Genomic DNA, 21,379 nt, shown 5'->3' on the forward strand with positions numbered 1-21,379 from the left:
CGGAACGGGGCAGGTTTGCCCTCGGCCGATCGCGGTCGTGAAGGGGGAACCTCGATGAAACCGTGGCCCGGACACCCGTTTCCGCTGGGTGCCTCCTACGACGGAACGGGCGTCAACTTCGCCCTGTACAGCGACGTCGCCGACGCCGTCGACCTGTGCCTGATCGACGACGACCGCGCCGAGGAACGGGTGCCGCTACGCGAGGTGGACGGCGGCATCTGGCACGGCTACCTGCCCGGACTGCAACCCGGGCGGCGCTACGGCTACCGCGTGCACGGCCCGTGGGACCCCGGCCGGGGTCTGCGCTGCAATGCGAACAAGCTGCTCCTGGACCCGTACGGCAAAGCCTTCGACGGCGATATCCGCTGGGGCCAACCGGTGTTCGGGTACACCTTCGGCGACCCGGAGCGGATGGACGAGAGCGACTCGGCGCCGCACACCACGACTTCGGTGGTGGTCAACCCGTACTTCGACTGGGGCGACGACCACCGGCCCGGGCACGAGTACCACGACACGGTGATCTACGAGGCGCACGTGCGCGGGTCGACGATGCGCCATCCGGACATCCCGGCGGAGATCCGCGGTACCTACGCGGGCCTGGCCCACCCGGCGATGATCGATCACTTCCGCTCGCTGGGGGTCACCGCGGTCGAGCTGATGCCGGTGCACCAGTTCGTCGACGACGGCCACCTGGTCGCCCGGGGGTTGGCCAACCACTGGGGCTACAACACGATCGGCTTCTTCGCGCCGCACGCCGCCTACTCCTCGACCGGCTCGCTGGGGCAGCAGGTGCAGGAGTTCCGCTACCTGGTGAAGTGCCTGCACCAGGCCGGTATCGAGGTGATCCTGGACGTGGTCTACAACCACACCGCGGAGGGCAACCACCTGGGTCCGACGCTTTCCCTGCGCGGAATCGACAACGGCGCCTACTACCGGCTCTCCGAACAGGATCCGCGCCACTACTGGGACACCACCGGCACCGGCAACTCGCTGCGCATGTCGCACCCGCACGTGCTCCAGATGATCATGGACTCGCTGCGCTACTGGGTCACCGAGATGCACGTCGACGGCTTCCGCTTCGACCTCGCGGCGGCGCTGGCCCGGCAGTTCTACGAGGTGGACAAGCTCTCCGCGTTCTTCGACCTGGTCCAGCAGGACCCGGTGGTCAGCCGGGTCAAGCTGATCGCCGAGCCGTGGGACGTCGGCGACCAGGGCTACCAGGTGGGCAACTTCCCGCCGCTGTGGACGGAGTGGAACGGCCGGTACCGGGACACCGTGCGCGACCTGTGGCGCGGTGTGCCGGGCGTGCTCCCGGACTTCGCCGCCCGGCTCACCGGATCCGGCGACATGTATCGCCACGACGGCCGGCGGCCGACCGCGTCGGTCAACTTCGTCACCGCGCACGACGGCTTCACGCTGCACGACCTGGTCTCCTACGAGCACAAGCACAACGAGGCCAACGGTGAGGACGGCCGGGACGGGGAGGAGCACAACCGGTCCTGGAACTGCGGCGTGGAGGGCGAGAGCACCGACATCGAGATCCTCGCGCTGCGCGAGAAGACCAAGCGCAATCTGGTCGCGACGCTGCTGTTGTCCCAGGGGGTGCCGATGTTGCTGTACGGGGACGAGATCGCCCGCACCCAGCGCGGCAACAACAACGCGTACTGCCAGGACAACGAGGTCTCCTGGGTCGACTGGGAACGCGGCCGGGAGCACTGGGTGTTCCTGGAATGGGTGCAACTGTTGATCCGGCTGCGCCGCGAGCATCCGGTGTTTCGCCGCCGGCGCTTCCCGCGCGGGGCGTCGGTGGACGAGGTCAGGCCGGCCGACATCGTGTGGTTCGGGCCCGGCGGGCGGCCGATGACCGAGGCGGACTGGCAGGCCGGATTCAACAAGGCGATCTCGGTCTTCTTCGACGGCGACGCGATCGGCGAACCCGGCCCGCGCGGCGAACCGATCCGGGACGATTCGTTCTTCCTGCTGATCAACGCGCACGAGGGGGACCTGGACTTCACCCTGCCGCCCGCCGAGTACGGCGCGGCGTGGGCAACGGTGCTGGACAGCGCGATGGTGCTGCTCGATCGGGACCGACCCGCGGCCAAGGCGGGCACTTCCGTACTCCTGGAGGCGCACTCGTTGCGGCTGCTGCGCCGGCTGTTCTGAGGCTCCGCCCGGTGTCGGAGCGGCCGTCGACCACGAGTGCCGTTGTTCCGGGGCGGGGCACACTCATCCCTGCGGCGGTTGTCTAGGGGTTGGGCCAAGGGTTATCCCTGATGGACCACGGTGCCTCGACGGCGCATGCTGTACGAAGCCGTGTGCACAGCGAGAGGAGCCGCGCATGCACCCGAACTCCGGTCCTCATCCACCCCATTGGTACGGTATGCCCGCGCATATGCGGGTCGGCGACGCGGATCGCGAACGTACGATCGAACACCTGAAGTTTGCCTACGGCGAAGGCAGGTTGAACGCCGACGAGTTCGAGGAGCGGGTGGCCGCGGCGCTGGCCGGGCGCACCCGGGCGGACCTGGAGGCGCTGCTCGACGATCTGCTGATGCCGATGACGGGGCCGCCGCCGATGCCGATGCACCGCGTGATGCCCGGACCACCGATGCCGCCGCCGTGGTGGTTGGATCGGCCCGTCGCGAAGTACGAGCGGCTGCGTCCGGGGCGGGAGCGGGGCTGGGGCGCGGCGGCGCACTGGAGCGGTTTCTGTGCGCCCGTGATCGGTCCGTACGTGATCCGCAAGACGGCGGGCGCCGACTCGGAGTTCGTCCGGGACAACGCCAAGGCGGCGCTGAACTTCCAGCTCACCTGCCTGCTCTCGTTCGTGCTGGCGCCGATCCTGGGCCTGCTCGGCGACTTCGGCGGCCTGCTGATCGGCCTGATGTTCTCGTCGATCGCGGTCTGCGCCATCCTCGGCGGGGCCCGGGCGGCCGGCGGCGACGTGATGCGCTACCCGATCAGCCTGCGTCCGATCAAATGAGTCGGTCCCCGGCGGGGGGCTCGGCGAGGGCCCTTACGCCCCGGCCGGGTTGGCGCGACGGGTGGGGCGACTGCTGCGGCTGAGTCGGCTCGGGCGGGTCCAGAGCAGGAGTTCGCCGCCGGGCGGGGAGACCACTCCGCCGTGCGCCGGGTCACCCGCGAACCAGACGTCGCCGCCGTCGCACTTGTGCAGGTGCCACCAGCGGTGCGACATGGACACCACGGTCAGTGCGTACTGCGTGCCGTCGCCGGCGCGGTGGCCGATCACCAGCGGCGGTCCCCACGCCCCGTCGCCGTCGGCCGGATCGCGGAAGCGGCACGAGCAGGTCACCCACGGATGGCGGGCCAGCGTGCGGCGCATCCGGCGGCCCAGGACCAGCGCGCCGATCCCGATCACCAGGGCCACCAGGCCGACCACGAGGGGGACCGTGCCCCAGCCGCCCCAGGCGGCGTCGCCGCCGTCCTCGGCCGTGGACAAAATCGCGAACCAGGTCCCCGTGCAGGCCAGACCGATCACCGTGGTCACGGCGGCGCGCAGCCGATACACCCGCAATGCCCGAGCCGTCGCGTGCAAGGAGAGAGCCACGTCCTCCCGCTGCTCGCTACCCATGGCAGCACCCTAAGCAGGCGCGGGCGGCAATGGTGAACCGGTGCGTGTCGGGCGTGCCCACCACGGGTGCGCACCGCGCCGCCGGCGCACCGGGGCCGATACCCGTTGGGGGTAATGGCCGCGGTGCGCGCGACGAGTGCTCAGTAGGTCAGGCCGTGCCCGAACCCGAACACCGGGTCGGTGCCGTCCTGCGGCACGTCCGAGCGCTGGGCGCGCACGTCGGCCATCGAGCGCGGCAGCTCGAACGGCAACCTGCCCTCGGGCCGCACCCGACCGAACAGCGCGTCCAGCAACGGCGCGTCGGCGCAGCCGTAGTTCGCCACGAGCGCGGCCGACCCGGCGGCGATCTCCGGGATCACCGCCGGGCGTTCCAGGTAGATGTCCACCACGGTGGGCACCGTCGCGCACAGGTCCAGGATCGGGGTCAGCTCGGCCTCGGGGAACTCCAGCGAACCCGCGTGGAAGAACTGCTCGAAGGCGCCCTCACGAGGCTCGAACGGGGTCTTGATCCGCACGATCGCGACGTCCGCCTCCTCGGGAGTGGCCACCACCGTGCCGTATCGGGCGGCCACCTCGGGGTCGATGCCCCGGACGTGGACGCGCGTGCCCTTGCCCAGCGGCAGCACCGACTCGTTCTTGAGCACCGTGACCGACCTGCTCTGCGCGCGCAGCCCGGCTGCGATGCCGGCGTCCGTGCCGACCAGCTCGACGGCGGCGGCCGGGTCCACGAACGGGTGGTCGAACAGACCCAGGACGAACTTCTCCCGGAGCAGACGCCGGACCGACAGGTCCAACCGCTCCTCGGTGAGCCGACCCGCCCGCACCAGCGCGACGACCTGCTCGGGGATGTGCTCGCCGCCGAACTGGTCGCAGCCCGCCTCGATCACCCGCGACACCCGATCCGGCACGGACAGGTCCTCGACCCCCCAGGCCCGCGCGGGCATGGGCCGGCCCATGATGTTCGCGTCGGAGATCAGGCCCCAGTCGGTGCACACGATGCCGTCGAAGCCCAACCGTTCGCGCAACAGGCCGGTGATGACGCCCTTGTTGAAGCCGAACGCGACGGCCTCGTGCTCGGTGTCGATCGGCATGCCGTAGTAGGGCATCATCTGCGAGGTCCCGGCCGCGAGCGCCTTCTTGAACGGCTCCAGGTGGTAGTCGAAGTTGTCGCCGGGATAGACCTGCTCGCGTCCGTACGCGAAGTGCGGGTCCTCGCCGTCGAGCTGCGGGCCGCCACCGGGGAAGTGCTTGGTCATGCAGGCCACCGACTCGGTGTTCAGCGTCTCGCCCTGCGCGCCGCGGATGTAGGCGGCCACCAGCTTGCCGGTCAGCTCGGCGTCCTCGCCGAAGGTGCCGCTGATCCGCGACCAGCGCGGTTCGGTGGCGAGGTCGATCTGCGGGTGCAGCGCGAGCCGGATGCCGACCGCGAGGTATTCACGGCGCATCAGGTCGGCGAACTCGCGGACCGACTCCTCGTCGCCGATCGCGGCCAAGCCGAGCGTCTCGGGATATTGCGAGAAGCCCTCGGCGTACGCGGCGGTGCCGGGGTTGTCGGTGAAGTGGTGCCGGGGGTCGGTGGAGAGCGTGATCGGGATGCCCAGCCGGGTCTCCAGCGCCAGCTCCTGGATCCGGTTGTGCCACTGCGCGATGTGCTCGGGCCGACCGCCGCCGACCAGGTTGAAGTGGTTCATCCCTTTTTCGGCGATCATCTCCCGCACGGTGAAGTCGAACGGCAACAAATCCTTGTCGTCCGGCAGCGTGCCCTCGGGGCCCATGACCGCGATGGTCTGGAACATCAGACCGGCCTTCTCCTCGACCGTCATCCGGCCGAGCAGGTCCGCGACCCGTTCCTCGATCGACAACGATGCGTCCTCGTAGGGGCAGGTCGCGGCGCGGAACCGGCTGCGCGCGGTGATCTCGGTCATGGATCCTCCGTAAAAACCTAGTGGTCAGTAGGTTTTCTAACACGAGGCGACCCTTCGGCGCCGGCGCGATCGGCGTGCGACTTCGAAGTCGTTTGTTCACCTCGTGGTCGTTCCGCCGCCGGCCGGCCCGCACGGGGGAGCGCGAACGCTCCGTACAATGGGCCGAATGCGCGCCGGGGGCACGGCGTGGTCGCGGGCGTGTCGCCGTGACGGCGTGGCCGACGATGCGAAGCGGATCACCCACCTATGGGGTCCGGCCCATCGGCGCATCGGGCGCATACACACATGGGTACGAGGGGCGGACGCAGGTTGGACACCGTGCGGGGCTTGCTCGACTCGCTGCGGGATTTCCTCGACCACGGCGCGTGGACGCACTGGCCGCTCCCGGTCTCGGTGGCGATCTTCACCGTGGTCTGCGCGCTGAGCGTGGCCGCGCTCGTCCCCAAGTCGTTGTTCGCGCCGATCGCGGGTGCACTGTTCGGCGCGATCGGCGGCACGGTGGTGACCCTGGTCGGAGCCACCCTGGGCGCGCTGATCAGCCTCTACCTGGGCCGCCGGCTGGGCCGGGAGCGGATCGGCGGCTGGCTGCACAAGCGTGAGGCGCTGGCCGTGCTCGATCGCCGACTCTCCCGAGACGGCCTGGTGCCGATCACGATCCTGCGGATGATCCCGGTGATCCCCTCCTCGGTGGTCAGCTACGGCGCGGCGGCGACCAGGATCCGCACCGGCCACTTCCTGCTCGGCACCGCGCTGGGCATGTTGCCGATGACGATGGTCCAGTGCGCGGCGGGAGCCTCGGTACGCAGCGGCCTGTCCACGCCGGTCGTGGTCAGCGTGTTCGTCGGCTGCGTCGCGCTCGCACTGGGCATGGTCGCGGTGCGCCGGCGCGGCGAGCCGGCGGATTCGGCGCCGGGCGAGTCGGCGGCGCCGGTGCCCGCACAGGGGTCGGAGACGCCCCGGCCGTCGGTCGCGCCACAGGCCGCGCCCGCCCCGAAGTCGTCCGCCGCACCGCGCTCGCCCGTCGCCCCGCAGGTGTCGGACGCCCCGCGGGCCCGGGACACGGGCGAATAGACCACCGGCCGCCCGCAGGTCAAGGCCGCCGGCACCCGGCGGGTCCGACGGGAGTTCGAGGACCCGCCTAATCTGGACGCATGCGGGCCGAAGTGGGGGAGCACGGGGAGCGGGTGGAGCAGCCGGCAAGCACGCGGGCACGGATCGTCGGCGTGGACGTCGCCCGCGCCCTCGCCATCCTGGGCATGTTCGCCTCACACGTCGGCCCCGACCCCTACGACGGCGGCGTGGACACCCTGGTTCAGGGCGTCTCCGGCCGTGCCTCCGCGCTGTTCGCGTTCCTGGCCGGCGTCTCGCTGGTGCTGATGTCCGGCCGGGCACCGCTGCGCGGTCGCAGTCGGCGCACCTCGGCCGTCGTGGTCCGGGTGCTGATCAGGGCCGTGTTGTTGATCCCGCTCGGCATGTGGCTGGCCGATCTGGACACCGGCGTGCTGGTCATCCTCGCCTTCTACGGCCTCTACTTCCTGCTCGCCTGGCCCGCGCTGTGGCTGACCACCCGCGCGCTGGTGCTGCTCGCGGCGGGCTGGGCCCTGCTCGGGCCGATCGCCTCGTACCTGCTGCGCAGGAGCGGCGGCACCGGCGACGTTCGCTACGCGGCACCCGGCTTCGACGACTGGCAGGGCCCGGGTCACCTGTTCGAGACGCTGTTCCTGACCGGCAGCTACCCGGCGATCACCTGGCTGCCGTTCGTCTTCGCCGGGATGGCGGTCGGCCGGCTGCGACTTGCCGACCTGCGGGTCCAGCGCGCGTTCGTCGGGATCGGTACCGGGCTGGCCGTGCTCGGGTACGGCGGGTCCTGGCTCGTGGTCGAGGTGTTCACCGGCGACCGACTCGCCCGCGACGCGGAGCCGTCCGGCGTGTTCGACCTGATCCACAGCCGGGTCGGCTCGGTCCCGGTGTCCGATCCCGCGTGGTTGACCGTCGCCGAGGGCCACACCGGCACGCCGTTCGAGATCGTCGGCGCGATCGGCGTGGCCCTGGCCCTGCTCGGCCTGACCCTGCTGGCCTGCCGCGCCTGGATCGGCCGGATCGTGCTCGACCCGCTGATCTGCGTCGGGGCGATGGCGCTCACCGTGTACACCGCCCACCTGATCGTGATCGAGCGCTGGTTCCCGCTCGACGCCGCGCAGAGCTGGAAGCGGCTGCTCGGCTTCGCCGTCACCGCGCTGCTGTTGTGCTGGATCTGGCGGCACGTGTTGCGCAAGGGCCCGATGGAGGCGGCCCTGCACGTGCTCTCCGCGTTCCCCGCCCGCTGGGTGCGCGGGTCGACCCGGCCGGCCGAGTCGACCCGGCCGCAGGGGGGTGGGCCGACCTCGGCGGGCTCGATGGTGCACGAGTCGGATCGGTAGTACCCGGCTCGGATCGGCGATGCCCGGGGTATCGGGCCGCGGCCCCGGTCAGCCCAGCAACCCCTGGGCCCTCGCGCGGGCGAGCCAGCCGGGGTACTCGTTCGTCATCATCTCGTAGAGCTGTCCGTCCGGGACGTTCGCCGGATCCTGCACCGAGAAGAAGTCGGCGTTGTCGAGGTAACGGCCGGTCAGGTCGTCCAACTCCTCCAGGAACGAGAAGCCGCCCGGCCGACCGAGCCCCATGAACTGCCAGAAGATCGGCTCGAAGCTGGAGTAGGTCATCTGCTCGCGCGTCGCATCGCGGGAGGTGGTCTGGCCGTCGGTGATGAACATGACGTAGACGGGCAGGTCGTTGGCGAGCGGCTGGTGCCGCGGCCCGCTGCCGCCGAAGTAGTGCTCGCGGACCAGCCGCATGGCGCCGGCGTAGTCGGTCGAGCCCTCCAGCCCCGGGTTCTTGCGGATCCGCTCGGCCCAGCCCTGGTACTCGCCCAGCCCGAGTTGGCCGATCGCGTGGCCGCGGGAGCCGAACAGGAATACGTCCACGGCCGCGTTGTCGTCGAAGCGCAGGCCGAGCGAGAGCACCCGCTCCGCGAGCGCCTGCACCTTGCCGCGCTTGAACAGCGACTGCATCGAGTACGAGATGTCCAGGCACAGGGCGACCCGCGCGGTGTGCTCGCCGAGGCCGCGCTTCTCCAGGCTCACGGCGGCCTGCTTGGTCAGGTTGAGCAACTGCGGGTGCCCCTCCCGGGCGAGCCGCTTCTCCATGTCGACCAGATTCTGCTTCTTCAGGCTGACCGCGGGTGCCGCGGGCGGCGGCGTGCTCGGCCTGGCGGGCGCCGGCGCGCTCGGGGCGCTCGGCGTGCTTGCCGCGCTCGGCGCGTCGTCGGCGGCGACCTCGATGCCGAAGTCGGTGGCCAGGCCGGTCAGCCCGGACGCGTACCCCTGGCCGACCGCGCGGAACTTCCAGGCCCCGCCGCGCAGATAGAACTCGCCGAACAGGAACGCCGTCTCGGTGGACGCCTCGTCGATGTCGAATTCGGCGATCGGACCGCCCTGCGCGGACACCACGTGCAGGGCCAGCCCCGGCACCTGCCCGAACGTGCCGCCGTCGGCGGACGCGCCGATCACCACCCGCTCGACGTCCGCCGGCATCGCGGCCAGGTTCACCCGGATCGTGTCGGTGACGAAGCCGTCGGCGGCGGGCCGCTTACCGTCGTGCCGGACCGCGCCGGCGGCGTCCGAGGGCTGGTTGTAGAAGACGAAATCCGCCTCCGTGCGCACCTTCCCGGCGGCGTTCAGCAGCAGCGCCGAGGCGTCCACGTCGGGGGCACCCGCCGCGCGCCAGGTCAGGACCGCCCGAAGCTCGGCAGTCGGTACCGGAGTGTTCCCGCCCTTGCTTATCTTCGCCATGCCGCCCATCTTGCCCTTCTCGGGCAACGAAGGTGGGCGGGCGCCCGGCCCGGCCGCCGGGACCAGGCTTCGCACGCACGAACGAGCGGGTCTCGTCGGTGTCTTCGGCGCGGTCGGGGCGGGCCCCGGTGCGCGCGGGCGCATGGGGCCCGGGCGTGCCGTGCCCGCCGCCGGGTGTGCCCGTGTCCGCGACCGTGCCGCGCGGTCAGGCGCCGGTGAGTGCCGGTGCCCGCTCGTCCGGCACCGCGACCGGCCGCGCGTCGGTGGTGGTCGCCGCGAGGGTGAGCGGCATGGTCGTGATGGGGCTCGGCCGCCTTGGGGCCAAGATGACGACGGGGACGGTTCGTGGCGCCCGGCCGGCGAGGGTGCTCGCGGTGTGGGCGGCGTGGGCGAGGGGGACGATGCACAGGGCGGCGGTGACGGCGATCAGGGCGCCGGTGGCGGGTGCGCCGAACGCGCCGAGGGCGGTCAGGCCGACGATCGGGCCGCAGGCGGCGCCGAAGGTGTTGGCCGACATGGCCGGCCCGCTCCACCGGCCGCGCTCGTCCAGCGTGCCGGCCACGCCCAGGACGTAGGTGGTGACCGCCTGGCAGGAGGCGTTCCAGCCGAGCAGCCCCACCGCGTACAGCACCAGCCCGCCACGCGGCGCGCAGGTCACTGCCAACACCGCCATCGCCCCCGCGGCCACCGCCGTGATCAGCGGGACGGTCTTGGTCCGACCCCGCCCCGTCCACGTGGCCACCACGACCCCGAGCACCCCGGCCAACAGGCACCCGGCGCACAACACGCTCACCGTCTTCGCGGACAGCCCCACCCGATCGGTGCCCACCCCGGAGGCGATCGCCCACAGCGCGTTCATCGCCACCGACCGCACCCCGAACGCGGTGGTCAACAACAACCCGGCGCGCCGATGGGGCGCCGGCCCGACCGCCGCCGAAGCATCGGCCGGAGCCGCCGCCGGCAGATGACGCACCATCGGCAACGCGCCCAGACCGACCGTCGCCATCAATCCCACGGTGGCGAGTCGACCACCACCGAGCAGCGGCACCAGGGCGTACAGCCCGGTCCCGGACAGCGCCACCACCAACATCGCGATGCCGGACGTCCGGCCCGGATCACGGGTGCCGGCCATCGCGGCCGTGGCCACGGTCAGCGCCATCCCGCTGCCCGCGCCGCCGACGATCGCGCCAGCGACGGCGAGCCACGTATTGCCGGTGATCGCCGCGAGGGCGAAGCCGCCGACCATCAGGAGCAGCCCGATCCGGGCCTGTCGTAGGCGCCCCGTGCCGCCCGCCGCGCGGGTGACGGCCGCACCCGCGAGCGCGGAGCCGAGCAGGGCGGCGGTGCCGATCGCGCCGGCGGCGGTGCCGGACAGGCCCAGGCCGGTGCGGACGGCGTCGAGGAAGGCGGGCAGCAGGTTGGCCATCAGGAAGCCGGCCGAGGCCAGGATCGAGATGGCCGCGACGGCGGAGCCGGACCGGGCCGCGCGGGCGCGCGCGGGCAGGGTGAAGACGAACACGTGAAGCTCGGTTTCCGAACGGGCCGCCGGCGGCAGGCGCGGGCGCCGCCACGAGGCGGGCCGGCGAGCGCGGCGAGGCAGGGGAGCGCGGCCGGCCGAGGGCCCGTCGTGGGGACGAACGGGGCGCTTCGGCGCGGCGGGGTGCTCTGGGTGCGCGCGCGGACGTGCCCGAGGAAGGACGTACGAGCCGCGCGTGGGGCGACCGGCGGCGAAGGGCACGGTCGCGGGGGCCGCAGCGGGCGGCCGAGGCGGAAGGGGGGTGTTACACGGGCGTCCTGGCAGGAAGGCGGGGCGAGGGAGGGTCTGCGAGGCCCGGTGAGGTCGGCGTCCGACGCGACCCGCCCGGGGTACGACAAGCCCGTACGCGCGGACGCGGCCGGCTCGGCGCGCTCAGAGTGGCATCCTGGGCGGCGCGATGTCCAGGTTCATTGGTTTGGAATCCGTCACAGGTGGGTGTGGCGCGCGAGTCACCCGCATCGGGCATCTCGACGCGGTGCCGATCAGGACCCGGCCATCGGGCGGGCAGAGGGCGGCCCGAAGCGGTCGGACACGGCCGTTTTGCAGCAGGACTCGATCTCGCTCCCATCCTGTGTTAGTCTGAAGCCTGTTGCAGTTGTGGTTCGCATCATCTTCTGAGTGCGCCTGTAGAGCTGTTCACTACAGGTGCATTTTGCATTTCGGTAGCTTCCGAAATGAGGGCGAAAAACGCGGCGACGCCCGGATTCACGAAGTGTGGATTCGTTCATCGGCCCACATGTAGGGAGAAAAATATGGCTACCGGAACCGTGAAGTGGTTCAACTCGGAAAAGGGCTTCGGCTTCATCGCGCAGGACGGTGGCGGCGACGACGTCTTCGCCCACTTCTCCGCGATTCAGGGCAACGGCTACCGTGAGCTCGTCGAGGGCGAAGCCGTCGAATTCGACGTCGTGCAGGGCCAGAAGGGCCTCCAGGCGGAGAACATCAACCGCCTCTGATCTTCACCGATCAGCACGACCGAGGGCCGGTGCCGCACTTGTGCGGCGCCGGCCCTCGGCGTTTTCCGGACGGCGTTCCTGCCGCGGTACGTCCGGGACGGCGGGTCAGGTCGTCTTCGCCAGGCCCGGTGAGCCCTCCGCGCCGAGCGCCGCCAGCTCCTCCTCGACCCGACGCGCGTGTGCCTGCTCGTCCTCCCGCGCCTTGCGCGGACTCCAGCGGCCGGCCATCACGAACACGCACGGGATGAACAGCGCCTGACACGCCAGGGTCAGCCACCACCAGCGCATCCACTCGTCGCTCGCGCGATCCTTGGCCTTCTGTACCTCCTCGCCGTGGTCGATCAGGACCCCCAGCGACTTTTGCTTCTGTTCGACCAGATTCAGCTTGGCCAGGTCACCGCCGGCCAGTTGCAACGCCTTGATCTGCAACTCGACCGGGATCGACGCGCGGTCGGGGAACCGGGACATTCGGATGAACAGCTCCGGATCCTTTTGCACCAACTCCAGCGCGGGACCCGCGTCCGCCTGCGCCGCGACCACCTCCTCGCCGTGGTTCACCAGCGGCGTCGCCGACGTGACGATCACCGGCGTGAACACCGCCGACACCGACACCACGATCCGAATGATCCAGCCCCACACCGCCAACCCGGTCGCGGTGGCCGCGGGGTTGTGCTTCTCGACGGTCTCGGTGTACCCGGCCATCCACGGCGCGTAGGTCAGTCCGCTGCACACGCCGATGCCGACCAGGAGCCACGCGAACGTGTAGTAGTCCGTGTCCGGCTTGTCGGTGGTCAGCGCGAACAGGAACGTGAACACCACCGTGCCGACGCCGCCCACGATCATGAACGGCTTGCGCACCCGGGTCAGGTCGGAGGCGATGCCGACCACGACGAGGGCGATCGCGTTGGCGCCCCAGTACCAGTTGGCGAGCGCGTTGGTGCGCTGTTCGGAGTAGCCGTAGACGGTCGAGTAGTAGACGACCAGGTTGCCGACGACCGTGTAGTAGAACATCAGGTGCAGGCTGATCCCGAGCGCGGGCGCGAGGATGTCCAGCCGCATCATCTGCCGCCAGTGGCTCTTCTGCGCGGCCTCCACGTCCAGGCCGCGGGCCCTGGCCTCGATCAGCGCCTTGTCCCGCAGCGAGACCATGAGTTGATCGCGCAGCGCCGGGGACAACTCGCGCAGCCCGAACAGCGCGATCACGAACACGACCAGGCCGGCGATGCCCGCGTACCGGAACTCGTCCTGCCAACTGCTGGTGTCCAGCGTGTTGCTGCTGACCGTGGTGACCACCAGGCTGCCGACGATCGGCCCCAGCGTCCAGAAGCCCATCGCGCCCGCTCGACCCACCTGCGGCGAGAAGTCGCGGATCAGCGCGGGCGTGGCGACCAGGGCCATGCCCTCGACGATGTTGACCAGCGCCATGAAGAACAGGAACCAGCCCTTGCTCTGCGCGTTGGGCAACGCGAACAGCACGAGCACGCCGGTCAGCGCCAGGCCGTACACGACCAGGTTGGCTCGACCCCACCGGTCGGCGAGGCCGGCCAGCAGCGAGGCGAACGCGCCGACCGCGTTGCCGACGACCGAGATCATCGTCGCGTACATGAAGGTCATGCCGTACTCGTGCATCAGCAGCGTGGAGACCGCGTACTGGATGTACAGCTCGTAGTAGAGGATCACCGAGCCGATGACCACGATGGACAGGTAGAAGATCCGCGCGCCGTTGGTCGGGTAGCGGTCCAATCGGCGGTGCCACAGGCTGCGGAGCAATGCGGGCAACGGGCCGGGAGGCGCCGCCGGCGAAGGCTCGGGATCGCTCGCGGCCGGTGGGCCCGGTGGGGACGTGGTGGAAGACATGCGGCCTCCTCGACGAGCGTGGGTCTATCGAGGTACAGGGGGGTGTTGGGGAAACACGGCCGTGCGAAATACGTCGGACCGGGGGGAAGGGACGACCCCCCGGGCCCACGCGTGGAGTGACCTTAGTACCGGCCGGTAGCGCGCTACCAGAGCGAACGCCAAGAAATGGAACGGGTTTCGATTTCGATCGCGGGCAATGGCTGTACCTGGGCGGATGCGGGCGGTCGAACGCGCGGGCCGGTCAAGGCCGTTCCGCAAAGACCCGACCGGCGCGGTCCGTGCCGGCCCGCGAGTCCGGGCGGGCGATTTCCGGGAAAGGCGACGGTCGGATCCCGGCGACGGTCGTTGTTGCCGAAATCCGGAGATCGATTGGGAAACACTTGCGCACCCGGTTCGGGCCCGCGTGGGTGCCGTCGCGTTCTACCGTGGACCCACCGTTATCGCCCGATGCAAGGGGTATCGCGTGGAATCGATCTCGGTGGACCTGCTGAGCGGGCTTGCCGCGGGAGCCGGCGGCGACGCCGGCCGTCTGGCCTGGACGCGCCTCGTGGAACTGGTGCGGACCCCGCTGCCGCCCGAGGCGGAGCGGCCCGAGGGCGAGCCGGGCGCGATACCGCCGGCGGCGGGGTCGCCGCGTGCGGCCGGGGCGTCCGTACCGCGTCGCCCGGCGCCGATACCCACGGGCGAGTTGGAGTTGACCCTGCTCGGGCACGAGACGCCGGGTGGGCTGCGGGCCTACACCCGGGCCTACGCGCTGGCCGGCGCACTGTCGCTGCGGGCCGAACGGGATCCGGACTTCGCCCGGTCGATCGACCGGTGGTACGCGGACGCGCGGCGGATCGGGACGGCCGGGGACGGGACGGGGGACGGTGGGCCGGGCGCGGGCGGCTGTTGCCGTGCGGGAGCGGGTGGGCACGACGTGATCGTGCGTGGGGAGGGCGTGGCGGCCTGGGAGGGTCCGGACGGGCCGTTTCGGGTCGGGGCGGTGGGGCCGCGTCCGGTTGCTCCGCCGGGTGGCTCGGCGGCGGAGGGGGAGGGCGAGGGCAGTCCGGGGGAGTCCGGGGAATCGGGCGGCTCGGGTGACCCGGGGGACTCGGGTGGTGGGCGCGACGGATCGTGCTGAGGCGGGTGCGGGGCTGGGCGAACTCCGGGTGCCGGCTCAGGTCTTCGCGTGTCGGCGGCGGACCGGGGCGCCGCGGACCTGGGTCGGTCGGCGGGCGGGATCCGGATCGGGATCGGAGCCGGCCTCGGGTCGGTGCTCGGGCCGTGGGCGGGGTTCCGCCGTGCTCGGGTCGAGAATGAACCGCATCCGGGTCAGGTGCGCCCGGGCGGTTTCCAGACCCCGATTCGCCGGGCCCGGCACCCGTTCGCGCATCGCCACGACGGCGGGTCCCAGCCGTACCGACTCCTGGGCGTCCGGGACCCGCAGCCATACCTTGAGCGCGTTGTCGGCGGCGGCGATCGTACTCGGGTGGTGCGGGCCGACCGCCTCGGCGCCGCGCTCGGCGACCTGGCAGTAGATCAGTACCGCGTCCGCGACCCGGCCGAGTCCGGCGCTCACGAACGCCAACATGGCCTGGGCGTCCAGCGTTCCGGGGTGGGCCGGTCCGACCAACCTCTCCATGTGCATGCCGAGTTCGGCGGCCTTCTGCCACGCCTCCATGCCGCGCCCGGTGTCCGCCGCGTGCCGGATGGCGGCCAATTCGTTCCAGTACGTGGGCAGTACGTCCGCCGGGCGGATCAACGCGCCCGCCGCCGACGCGCCCTGCGACAACGCCCGCCGGGCGGGGGCGGGCGGCACGGCCCGGCCGCGCACCGGCATCGACATCGGCCGGCCCGGGCCGATCCCTCGGTTCGGCGCGAGAGCCGGCGGCAGTTGGGTGGGACTCGTGGTCGGCGGACGACGCGCGGGAGTGGGGGTCAGCGCACTCGCGTCGCTCGTCTGGATCCGCACGGTTATCCGCGGCGGCAGCGGCGGGGGCGGCGGCTCGGGGTGCGGGCGCGGCGCGGCGCCGGCCGGCCGGCGATCGGGTTCGGCCCCGGTCGTGGTGCGGGCGGCGAGGCGGTTCGTCGGGCGGGTCGCCGCTTTGGGCGCGGCAGGGTCGGCGCGGCGGTCCGTCGGCCCGGGGAACTCCGGTTCGCGGTCGATCAGCACGGACTTGGTGGCCGGGCGCGGCTTGCCTCGCCCGGCCGGGGCGCCGCCACGACCGGTCGCCGACGGTGTGCCGTCCTTGCGGGCGGGCGGGGTCGGCAGGCTGCCCGGCCGGGCGGCGCCGGCCCGGAGGGCCTCGCGCAGGCTGGTACCGGGCACTTCGGGCTCGTCGTCCGGCCCGGAGGTGAGTACGGAACGGACCAGGCCCAAGGCGCGTCGGCCGACGCCGGCTTCGTCGCGGGGGCGGGCTGGCGGGTGGGCCTCGGGTTCGGTACGTGGGGCGTCGGGCGTCGGGCGCCGCTCGGGGGGCTCGGGGTCGGCCCCGCCGCCGACCACGCCGGACCCGCGCAGCCCCGAGCGCTGCGCCGGGGTCATGCCGTTGGGGGGCACCGCGGACAGCGCCGAGATTCCGGTCCCGGTGGCGCCGTTGCCGCGCGGGGTGACCGCCTTGAGCCGCCGAACGGCCGTGCGCAGGGTCGGCGGGCGGGCCTCGGGGGAGCAGTTGGCCAGCGCCAGCGAGCCGGCGGACGGCGCGAATTCGATGGTGTCCGGGGCCAGTCGGGCCCGCTCGGCGAGCAGCGGATGGATCTCCTCGGCCGGTACCGGGTCGGGCAACTCGGGAAAGCCCTGCGCGAGCGCGGTCACCAGTGCCCGGGTGAACGGATGCGGCGGACCCTTGACGTCCGGCGGGTTCAGCACGCCCCACAGCGGGATGCCCCGGCACAATTCGTGCGCCCGTTCGCGGGCCGCCTCCCAGGACTCCCGCCCCGCCGTCAGATCGCAGATCACCAGGGTGTTCTCGGCCGGCCGAGGACCCAGCAGCTCGACCACCCAGGACCACGGAAGCCCGTCGTAGCGCACCGAGCCGGGCGTCGAATCTCGCAGGCCCAGGTGCAGTTCGCGGCGTCTGCGATCGAACAGGAGGCGCCCGGTCAGGTAGACGATCACCGGTCCGTCCACCGAGCCGGCGGCCTGAAGGTAGGCCCGGACCGCGTGCGGCTGCACCGCGTCCGGCAACTGCACCACGTCGGCGGCGGCGTCCGGAAAGAGCTGATGAGGTGTCAGGGCCGACATCGCGACCAGGTTGCTCCCGTTGTCCGACTGTCGTCCCCGCCCGCCGGATCTACCACCCTCCACCAGCAGCAACTGCCCGCGCTCCGACGGGATTCGGATGACCCGCCCACCACGTTCGGTCATGTGTGCCTCCCCGGCCGAGCCCATTCGGGTGGACCACCCCGCATCTGAAGGTTAGGGGTATCGACCGGCCATGGTCGACATATCGGACCGGTTGGCCGGTGGACCGCTCGGCACACGAGCTCACAACGGGGCGCACGGGGGCGCGCGGGGCCCGGGGGCGTGTGCGGGGGCGCGGCGGGGCGGAGCCGAGGGCCGGGAGGAGCGGCTTTGCCCCGGCCGGGTTACGCCGGTACCAGCACCACGGCCGTGCCGTACGCGCAGATCTCCGTTCCGTTGCCCGCCTCGGTGACGTCGTAGCGCATCGCCAGAATTGCGTTGCCGCCCCGGCCGCGCGCCTGTTCCACGAGGCGTTCGGCGGCCTCGTTGCGGCTCTGCACCAGGGTCTTGGTGAGGCCGCGCAGTTCGCCGCCGACCATCGACTTGAGGCCCGCGCCGAGTTGGCTGCCGATGTTGCGGGAGCGCACGGTGAGGCCGAACACCTCGCCGATCACCCGTTCCACGCGATACCCCGGCACGTCGTTGGTGGTGACCACGAGTACGTCGGGGTGGTCGGGTGCGCCGCCGTAGGCGTCGAGGTCGCTCATGTCGTCTCCGAAAGCTGGGGAACGGGGAACCGGGGAATCGGGCATCGAGGAAGGGAGAACCGTCGCGGTCGTGCCCGCACGACCGGTCTGGACGGCCGCGGCGGAGCCGTTCCACACGTATATCACCGGTTGGATGGACGGGCGGCTGCGTGGGCGGCCGCCGCGCCGGGCCGCCTGCGGTGCCCGGTCGCCGCCGCGCCGGGCCGCCGCTCGCGCCCGGTGCCAGTGGCGCCGACTGCCACTCCCGCCGACTGCCACGTGCGCCGGGCCGCCGCTCGCGCCGACCGCCCACTCGCGCCGGCGCACCGCTCGGGCCCGGTCGGAGCCGTTCGGCGCGGACGAAAACCTTTGTCCCGTACGTACGTTCCCCTGCTAGCGTCGCGGCGTGGCGAAATTGAACCAGATCATCGCGGTGGAGAAGGGCGTCAAGACCAAGTCCTTCCAGGAGTTGACGGACGCCCATCAGCGGGTCCAGAAGGGCGCGTTGTTGTCCGGGATCTCGCGTACCTACCAGCCCAAGGACGAGGAGGGCGAGCAACTGCCGCCCGAGTCGACCCGGGTCCAGGTCAAGGGCGAGGAGATGCTGCGTTCCGTCACCGGAGTGCTCACCCGTCTCTTCGACGTGACCGCGACCAAGGACTGGGCCAACTGCGAGGCCCGTGCCGACGTGGTCGTCGACGGGACCCCGTTGCTGCGCGACGTGCCGGTGTCGTACCTGCTCTTCCTGGAGAAGCAGTTGGTCGACGTGCACACCTTCGTGCGCAAGCTGCCGGTCCTGGACGCCGCCGAGACCTGGACGCTGGATCCCTCCACGGACTCCTGGCGGACCGAGCCGGTGCGTACCGTGCGGACCAAGAAGGTGCCGCGCAACCACGTCAAGGCCGAGGCGACCGAACACCACCCGGCCCAGGTGGAGATGTACTTCGAGGACATCGCCGCCGGCTACTGGACCACCGTCAAGTTCTCCGGCGCGCTGCCCGCCCGTCGGGTGAACGAACTCGGCGAGCGGGTCGAGAAGTTGCAGCGCGCGGTGAAGTTCGCCCGCGAGGAGGCCAACGGCGCCGAAGTGACGGACCGGCTGATCGGTGACGCCGTCTTCGGCTACCTGCTCGGCACCGGCCACGGCGGGTAGCATTCGAGAATCCCCCGACCGGAGGGTCGTGGGGTGCGCGAAAAGCGCAAGCTGAAACTGAAGCTTGTCGTGACGAACGCGGGTAACGGTGGAGGTTCGAACCCTCCTCCCGGCACCACGAGCCGGGATGGCCCAATACGGCAGAGGCAGCCCGCGATCAATCTCAGACTCTTGCTCCAGACTCAGCATCGCCGCCTATCGCCGGATCGACCGGACGGGGCTCCAGTCGTCGGTTGCTGGTTCGATTCCAGCCCGGGCCGCTCGTGGCCTGGTAGTTCAACGGTAGAACGCGACGACTTTCAAGACGACCCTGGTCCTTAAACGTGCCGGCGTGCCCGATCGGGCGGCACAGCGGGCCTCCGCGGGCAGGCTAGCCCCGCGGAGGCCCACCAATTCCGAGCACCGGGCCGAATCAATCCACCGTGGCCAACTCGCCCCAGCGGACCAGGACTTCCGGGTCCCCGTCGAGTCGGCAGCCGGTGGCGTCGGCCCGATTCCACAGGAGCAGGTACAGCTTCTCGGCGGGACCCGAGACGGTGAGATCGGCCGGCCCGGCCCCCGCCTCCACCCGCCGCCCGTCGGGGTCGATCCACATGGTCCGGGCGGCCGGGTCGTCGTCGGGGACGATCGCGAGGCTCAGCGGCGGGTCGGCGACCAGCTTGCGCCCGGGCCGGGACAGGAAGCCGGCCAACAACTCGTCGATCCCGTCCGCAGCGAAGTCCGCGGGCACGCCGGACGGCAGGCCGGCCGCGAGTTCGGCGTCGACGCGGTGCACGGCGGTCTCGTGCGCCTGGCGCCGGGCCCAGAAGGCGAGTGGGGACGGACCCTCGAAGAAGGTCCACGCCGGGGCGTTCGGGGCGGTCGTGGTGAGGGTCTTCACCAGATCCGCGTGTGTGGTCCGGTACCAGTCGAAGAGTTCCTCGCCGCTCGGGGCGCGGAACAACTCGGCCGTATCCTCGCGGCTCGGGCGCGTGAGGCTGCCCGATGCGACGACGAACGCGGCCCAGCGATGCACGCCGCCCAGGTGCGCGAGCAGGTCCCCGATCCGCCAGTCGGGGCAGCTCGGGACGGGCGCGTCCAGACCGGCCCGCTGCGCCGTCCGGGCGAGCAACTCGCCGTCGGCGCGCAGGATCTCGATGTGTGTGGCAATCTCCATCCGCCCACGTTCTCACGCGGGATCGGAGGGGGTACAGGTGGTCGGTGGCTCGGCCCGCAGGGATGGGACGTCTGCCCGCCGGGTCCTATGCTGGGATGCGATGGGTAGCTTCGGGGTATATGTCGTCGCTCGATCGGCGTGGCCGCTGCTGGAACTGCCGGCCGTCCAGCAGGCCGGCGGCGAACCGCACTGGTCGGCTCGCGACGGCGACTGGCAGGTGCTGCTGCTTGAGTCCGGGCTGGATCCGGGGCCGTCGTTGATGGCGGACACGGACGCGCCGGTGCTGACCGCCGACGTGGTGTCCGGCCACTTCGCGATGATCGACGCGCAGAGCCCGCGCGGTGGCGAGGTCTGGCACTGCGCCCTGGCGCCGCGCGCAGCCGGCTCGTACGGGCTCGATCCGGAACTGGGCCCACCGCCGGAACGGGTGGTGCCGCGCGCCGTCGGCTGGGCCCGCGAGGCCGGGCTGACGCCGGACGAGGCCGCCCTGGACAGCGCGCTGCGCGCGGAGGGCACGCCGGACGAACTGCTGCGGGCCTTCCTGGACGCGTTGGGCTTTCGCTTCGTGGTGGACGCGGACTGGGCCGCCTGACGGGACCGCCCCGGGGCGACGTCACGGGCGGTGTGATCGGGCGGATGTCGGAGGCGGCGGGTTCAATGGAAGGATGGCCATTCGACCCGCCCGCGCCAACATCGATCCGGTTTCGCCCGAGCCGCCGATCCCCGACCGGGAATCGGTGGTCCGGAACGAGGACTGGTACGGCAGGTCGCTGACCGAGACCACGAAGTACTCGCGCTACTCGTTCCTGGACACGGACTGGACCGAGGTGGTCGACGAGGGCGCGGTCTTCGACGAGTGCACCTTCGCCGGGGTCGCCTTCAACGCGTCGCGCCACACCGGGGCGGCGTTCACGAACTGCACGTTCAAGCGCTGCACGTTCTTCGACACCCGGTTCACCGACTGCAAGCTGGTCGGCAGCCTGTTCCGACAGTGCACCTACACCCTGTTCGAGGTCTCGGGCGGAGACTGGTCGTTCGTCGGGCTGCCCGGCGCCGACCTGCGCCAGGCCGGCTTCGACGGGGTCCGGATGCGCGAGGCGGACCTGACCGCCGCGCGGCTGGAGAAGGCGACCGTGACAGGTTGCGACCTGTCCGGCGCGATGTTGCACGGTGCCAAGCTGACCGGCGCCGATCTGCGCGGCAGCGAGTTGTCCTCGCTCGACCCGCTGACGGTCGAGTTCAAGGGCGCGACGATCGGCCTGGAACAGGCCGTGACGCTCGCGACGACGATGGGGTGGCGGGTCCGCTGACCGCACCCGGGTCGGCACCTGCCACGCTCGGCGGGGTGCCGGGCCCGGCGGCGACGCGGCGGGACCGGGCGGATCTTCAGCTACGACATCACCGGTGGCCGATCCGAGGAGCACGGCTTCCACTCGGTGGGCTCGGGCTCGCTGTTCGCCC

General features: G+C 71.7%; 17 protein-coding genes and 1 pseudogene. 10 read left to right on the top strand and 8 right to left on the bottom strand.

Annotated features, from left to right (window positions below):
- Positions 1 to 54 precede the first annotated feature (54 nt).
- Together glgX and ABZ374_RS24520 are read left to right on the top strand one after the other, a co-directional pair.
- Positions 55 to 2,163, top strand: coding sequence for a glycogen debranching protein GlgX (gene glgX / locus ABZ374_RS24515; RefSeq protein ID WP_360314470.1), 2,109 nt, complete (start codon positions 55 to 57; stop codon positions 2,161 to 2,163).
- Positions 2,164 to 2,380: 217 nt separating this feature from the next.
- Positions 2,381 to 2,983, top strand: coding sequence for a DUF1707 and DUF4870 domain-containing protein (locus ABZ374_RS24520; RefSeq protein ID WP_360314471.1), 603 nt, complete (start codon positions 2,381 to 2,383; stop codon positions 2,981 to 2,983).
- A gap of 33 nt (positions 2,984 to 3,016) precedes the next feature.
- Here ABZ374_RS24520 and ABZ374_RS24525 read toward each other — a convergent pair whose 3' ends face one another.
- The gene (locus ABZ374_RS24525; protein WP_360314473.1) at positions 3,017 to 3,592 is read right to left on the bottom strand and encodes a hypothetical protein; all 576 of its coding nucleotides are present in this window, start codon (positions 3,590 to 3,592) and stop codon (positions 3,017 to 3,019) included.
- A 140-nt stretch (positions 3,593 to 3,732) separates the two neighbouring features.
- Positions 3,733 to 5,517 (bottom strand): glycoside hydrolase family 3 N-terminal domain-containing protein, encoded by a 1,785-nt coding sequence (locus ABZ374_RS24530; RefSeq protein ID WP_360314475.1) that lies wholly within the window; start codon positions 5,515 to 5,517, stop codon positions 3,733 to 3,735.
- A gap of 285 nt (positions 5,518 to 5,802) precedes the next feature.
- On the opposite strand from ABZ374_RS24530, the gene ABZ374_RS24535 reads away from it, so the two are divergent.
- The gene (locus ABZ374_RS24535) at positions 5,803 to 6,588 is read left to right on the top strand and encodes a TVP38/TMEM64 family protein (RefSeq protein ID WP_360314477.1); all 786 of its coding nucleotides are present in this window, start codon (positions 5,803 to 5,805) and stop codon (positions 6,586 to 6,588) included.
- An 80-nt stretch (positions 6,589 to 6,668) separates the two neighbouring features.
- Positions 6,669 to 7,937 (top strand): DUF418 domain-containing protein, encoded by a 1,269-nt coding sequence (locus ABZ374_RS24540; protein ID WP_360314479.1) that lies wholly within the window; start codon positions 6,669 to 6,671, stop codon positions 7,935 to 7,937.
- Between the two features lie 48 nt (positions 7,938 to 7,985).
- Here ABZ374_RS24540 and ABZ374_RS24545 read toward each other — a convergent pair whose 3' ends face one another.
- Together ABZ374_RS24545 and ABZ374_RS24550 are read right to left on the bottom strand one after the other, a co-directional pair.
- On the bottom strand, positions 7,986 to 9,347 hold the full coding sequence (locus tag ABZ374_RS24545; protein WP_360314481.1) for a VWA domain-containing protein: 1,362 nt from the start codon (positions 9,345 to 9,347) through the stop codon (positions 7,986 to 7,988).
- A 205-nt stretch (positions 9,348 to 9,552) separates the two neighbouring features.
- Positions 9,553 to 10,866 (bottom strand): MFS transporter, encoded by a 1,314-nt coding sequence (locus ABZ374_RS24550; protein WP_360314483.1) that lies wholly within the window; start codon positions 10,864 to 10,866, stop codon positions 9,553 to 9,555.
- A gap of 770 nt (positions 10,867 to 11,636) precedes the next feature.
- Here ABZ374_RS24550 and ABZ374_RS24555 point away from each other — a divergent pair.
- Positions 11,637 to 11,840, top strand: a complete 204-nt coding sequence (locus ABZ374_RS24555; protein WP_020555278.1) for a cold-shock protein — start codon at positions 11,637 to 11,639, stop codon at positions 11,838 to 11,840.
- Between the two features lie 105 nt (positions 11,841 to 11,945).
- Here the strand turns inward: ABZ374_RS24555 and ABZ374_RS24560 are convergent, their stop codons facing one another.
- Complete coding sequence (locus ABZ374_RS24560; protein ID WP_360314485.1) at positions 11,946 to 13,697, bottom strand: MFS transporter; 1,752 nt, start codon at positions 13,695 to 13,697, stop codon at positions 11,946 to 11,948.
- A gap of 463 nt (positions 13,698 to 14,160) precedes the next feature.
- On the opposite strand from ABZ374_RS24560, the gene ABZ374_RS24565 reads away from it, so the two are divergent.
- On the top strand, positions 14,161 to 14,820 hold the full coding sequence (locus ABZ374_RS24565) for a hypothetical protein (protein ID WP_360314487.1): 660 nt from the start codon (positions 14,161 to 14,163) through the stop codon (positions 14,818 to 14,820).
- A gap of 36 nt (positions 14,821 to 14,856) precedes the next feature.
- On the opposite strand, the gene ABZ374_RS24570 is transcribed toward ABZ374_RS24565, so the two are convergent.
- Both ABZ374_RS24570 and ABZ374_RS24575 read right to left on the bottom strand, forming a co-directional pair.
- A complete protein-coding gene (locus ABZ374_RS24570) occupies positions 14,857 to 17,046 on the bottom strand; it encodes a hypothetical protein (protein ID WP_360314489.1) in 2,190 nt (729 codons plus the stop codon).
- 221 nt (positions 17,047 to 17,267) lie between these two features.
- Positions 17,268 to 17,630 carry a YbjQ family protein gene (locus ABZ374_RS24575; protein ID WP_360314491.1) on the bottom strand — a complete coding sequence of 121 codons (363 nt, stop codon included), beginning with the start codon at positions 17,628 to 17,630 and terminating at the stop codon, positions 17,268 to 17,270.
- A gap of 385 nt (positions 17,631 to 18,015) precedes the next feature.
- Here ABZ374_RS24575 and ABZ374_RS24580 point away from each other — a divergent pair, with 385 nt between their 5' ends.
- Complete coding sequence (locus ABZ374_RS24580; RefSeq protein ID WP_360314493.1) at positions 18,016 to 18,762, top strand: hypothetical protein; 747 nt, start codon at positions 18,016 to 18,018, stop codon at positions 18,760 to 18,762.
- Between the two features lie 412 nt (positions 18,763 to 19,174).
- Here the strand turns inward: ABZ374_RS24580 and ABZ374_RS24585 are convergent, their stop codons facing one another.
- Entirely contained in the window at positions 19,175 to 19,918 is a 744-nt protein-coding gene (locus ABZ374_RS24585; RefSeq protein ID WP_360314495.1) for a maleylpyruvate isomerase family mycothiol-dependent enzyme, read from the bottom strand.
- Between the two features lie 100 nt (positions 19,919 to 20,018).
- Between ABZ374_RS24585 and ABZ374_RS24590 the strand changes: the two genes are divergently transcribed.
- The 3 genes and pseudogenes from ABZ374_RS24590 to ABZ374_RS24600 all read left to right on the top strand — a co-directional run.
- Positions 20,019 to 20,510, top strand: a complete 492-nt coding sequence (locus ABZ374_RS24590) for a hypothetical protein (protein ID WP_360314497.1) — start codon at positions 20,019 to 20,021, stop codon at positions 20,508 to 20,510.
- Positions 20,511 to 20,583: 73 nt separating this feature from the next.
- Positions 20,584 to 21,228 (top strand): pentapeptide repeat-containing protein, encoded by a 645-nt coding sequence (locus ABZ374_RS24595; RefSeq protein ID WP_360314499.1) that lies wholly within the window; start codon positions 20,584 to 20,586, stop codon positions 21,226 to 21,228.
- A gap of 66 nt (positions 21,229 to 21,294) precedes the next feature.
- Positions 21,295 to 21,379, top strand: a pseudogene (locus ABZ374_RS24600) (proteasome subunit beta); the annotation flags it as partial.

It is taken from the genome of Embleya sp. NPDC005971 (assembly GCF_040629175.1).
In the GTDB taxonomy this organism is placed as follows: Bacteria; Actinomycetota; Actinomycetes; order Streptomycetales; family Streptomycetaceae; genus Embleya.

What these genes read in the sequence shown, in the direction of transcription:
- glgX (WP_360314470.1), top strand. Translation starts at nt 55, where the DNA reads ATGAAACCGTGGCCCGGACACCCGTTTCCGCTGGGTGCCTCCTACGAC.
- ABZ374_RS24520 (WP_360314471.1), top strand. Translation starts at nt 2,381, where the DNA reads ATGCCCGCGCATATGCGGGTCGGCGACGCGGATCGCGAACGTACGATC.
- ABZ374_RS24525 (WP_360314473.1), bottom strand. Translation starts at nt 3,592, where the DNA reads ATGGGTAGCGAGCAGCGGGAGGACGTGGCTCTCTCCTTGCACGCGACG.
- ABZ374_RS24530 (WP_360314475.1), bottom strand. Translation starts at nt 5,517, where the DNA reads ATGACCGAGATCACCGCGCGCAGCCGGTTCCGCGCCGCGACCTGCCCC.
- ABZ374_RS24535 (WP_360314477.1), top strand. Translation starts at nt 5,803, where the DNA reads ATGGGTACGAGGGGCGGACGCAGGTTGGACACCGTGCGGGGCTTGCTC.
- ABZ374_RS24540 (WP_360314479.1), top strand. Translation starts at nt 6,669, where the DNA reads ATGCGGGCCGAAGTGGGGGAGCACGGGGAGCGGGTGGAGCAGCCGGCA.
- ABZ374_RS24545 (WP_360314481.1), bottom strand. Translation starts at nt 9,347, where the DNA reads ATGGCGAAGATAAGCAAGGGCGGGAACACTCCGGTACCGACTGCCGAG.
- ABZ374_RS24555 (WP_020555278.1), top strand. Translation starts at nt 11,637, where the DNA reads ATGGCTACCGGAACCGTGAAGTGGTTCAACTCGGAAAAGGGCTTCGGC.
- ABZ374_RS24560 (WP_360314485.1), bottom strand. Translation starts at nt 13,697, where the DNA reads ATGTCTTCCACCACGTCCCCACCGGGCCCACCGGCCGCGAGCGATCCC.
- ABZ374_RS24570 (WP_360314489.1), bottom strand. Translation starts at nt 17,046, where the DNA reads ATGACCGAACGTGGTGGGCGGGTCATCCGAATCCCGTCGGAGCGCGGG.
- ABZ374_RS24575 (WP_360314491.1), bottom strand. Translation starts at nt 17,630, where the DNA reads ATGAGCGACCTCGACGCCTACGGCGGCGCACCCGACCACCCCGACGTA.
- ABZ374_RS24585 (WP_360314495.1), bottom strand. Translation starts at nt 19,918, where the DNA reads ATGGAGATTGCCACACACATCGAGATCCTGCGCGCCGACGGCGAGTTG.
- ABZ374_RS24590 (WP_360314497.1), top strand. Translation starts at nt 20,019, where the DNA reads ATGGGTAGCTTCGGGGTATATGTCGTCGCTCGATCGGCGTGGCCGCTG.
- ABZ374_RS24595 (WP_360314499.1), top strand. Translation starts at nt 20,584, where the DNA reads ATGGCCATTCGACCCGCCCGCGCCAACATCGATCCGGTTTCGCCCGAG.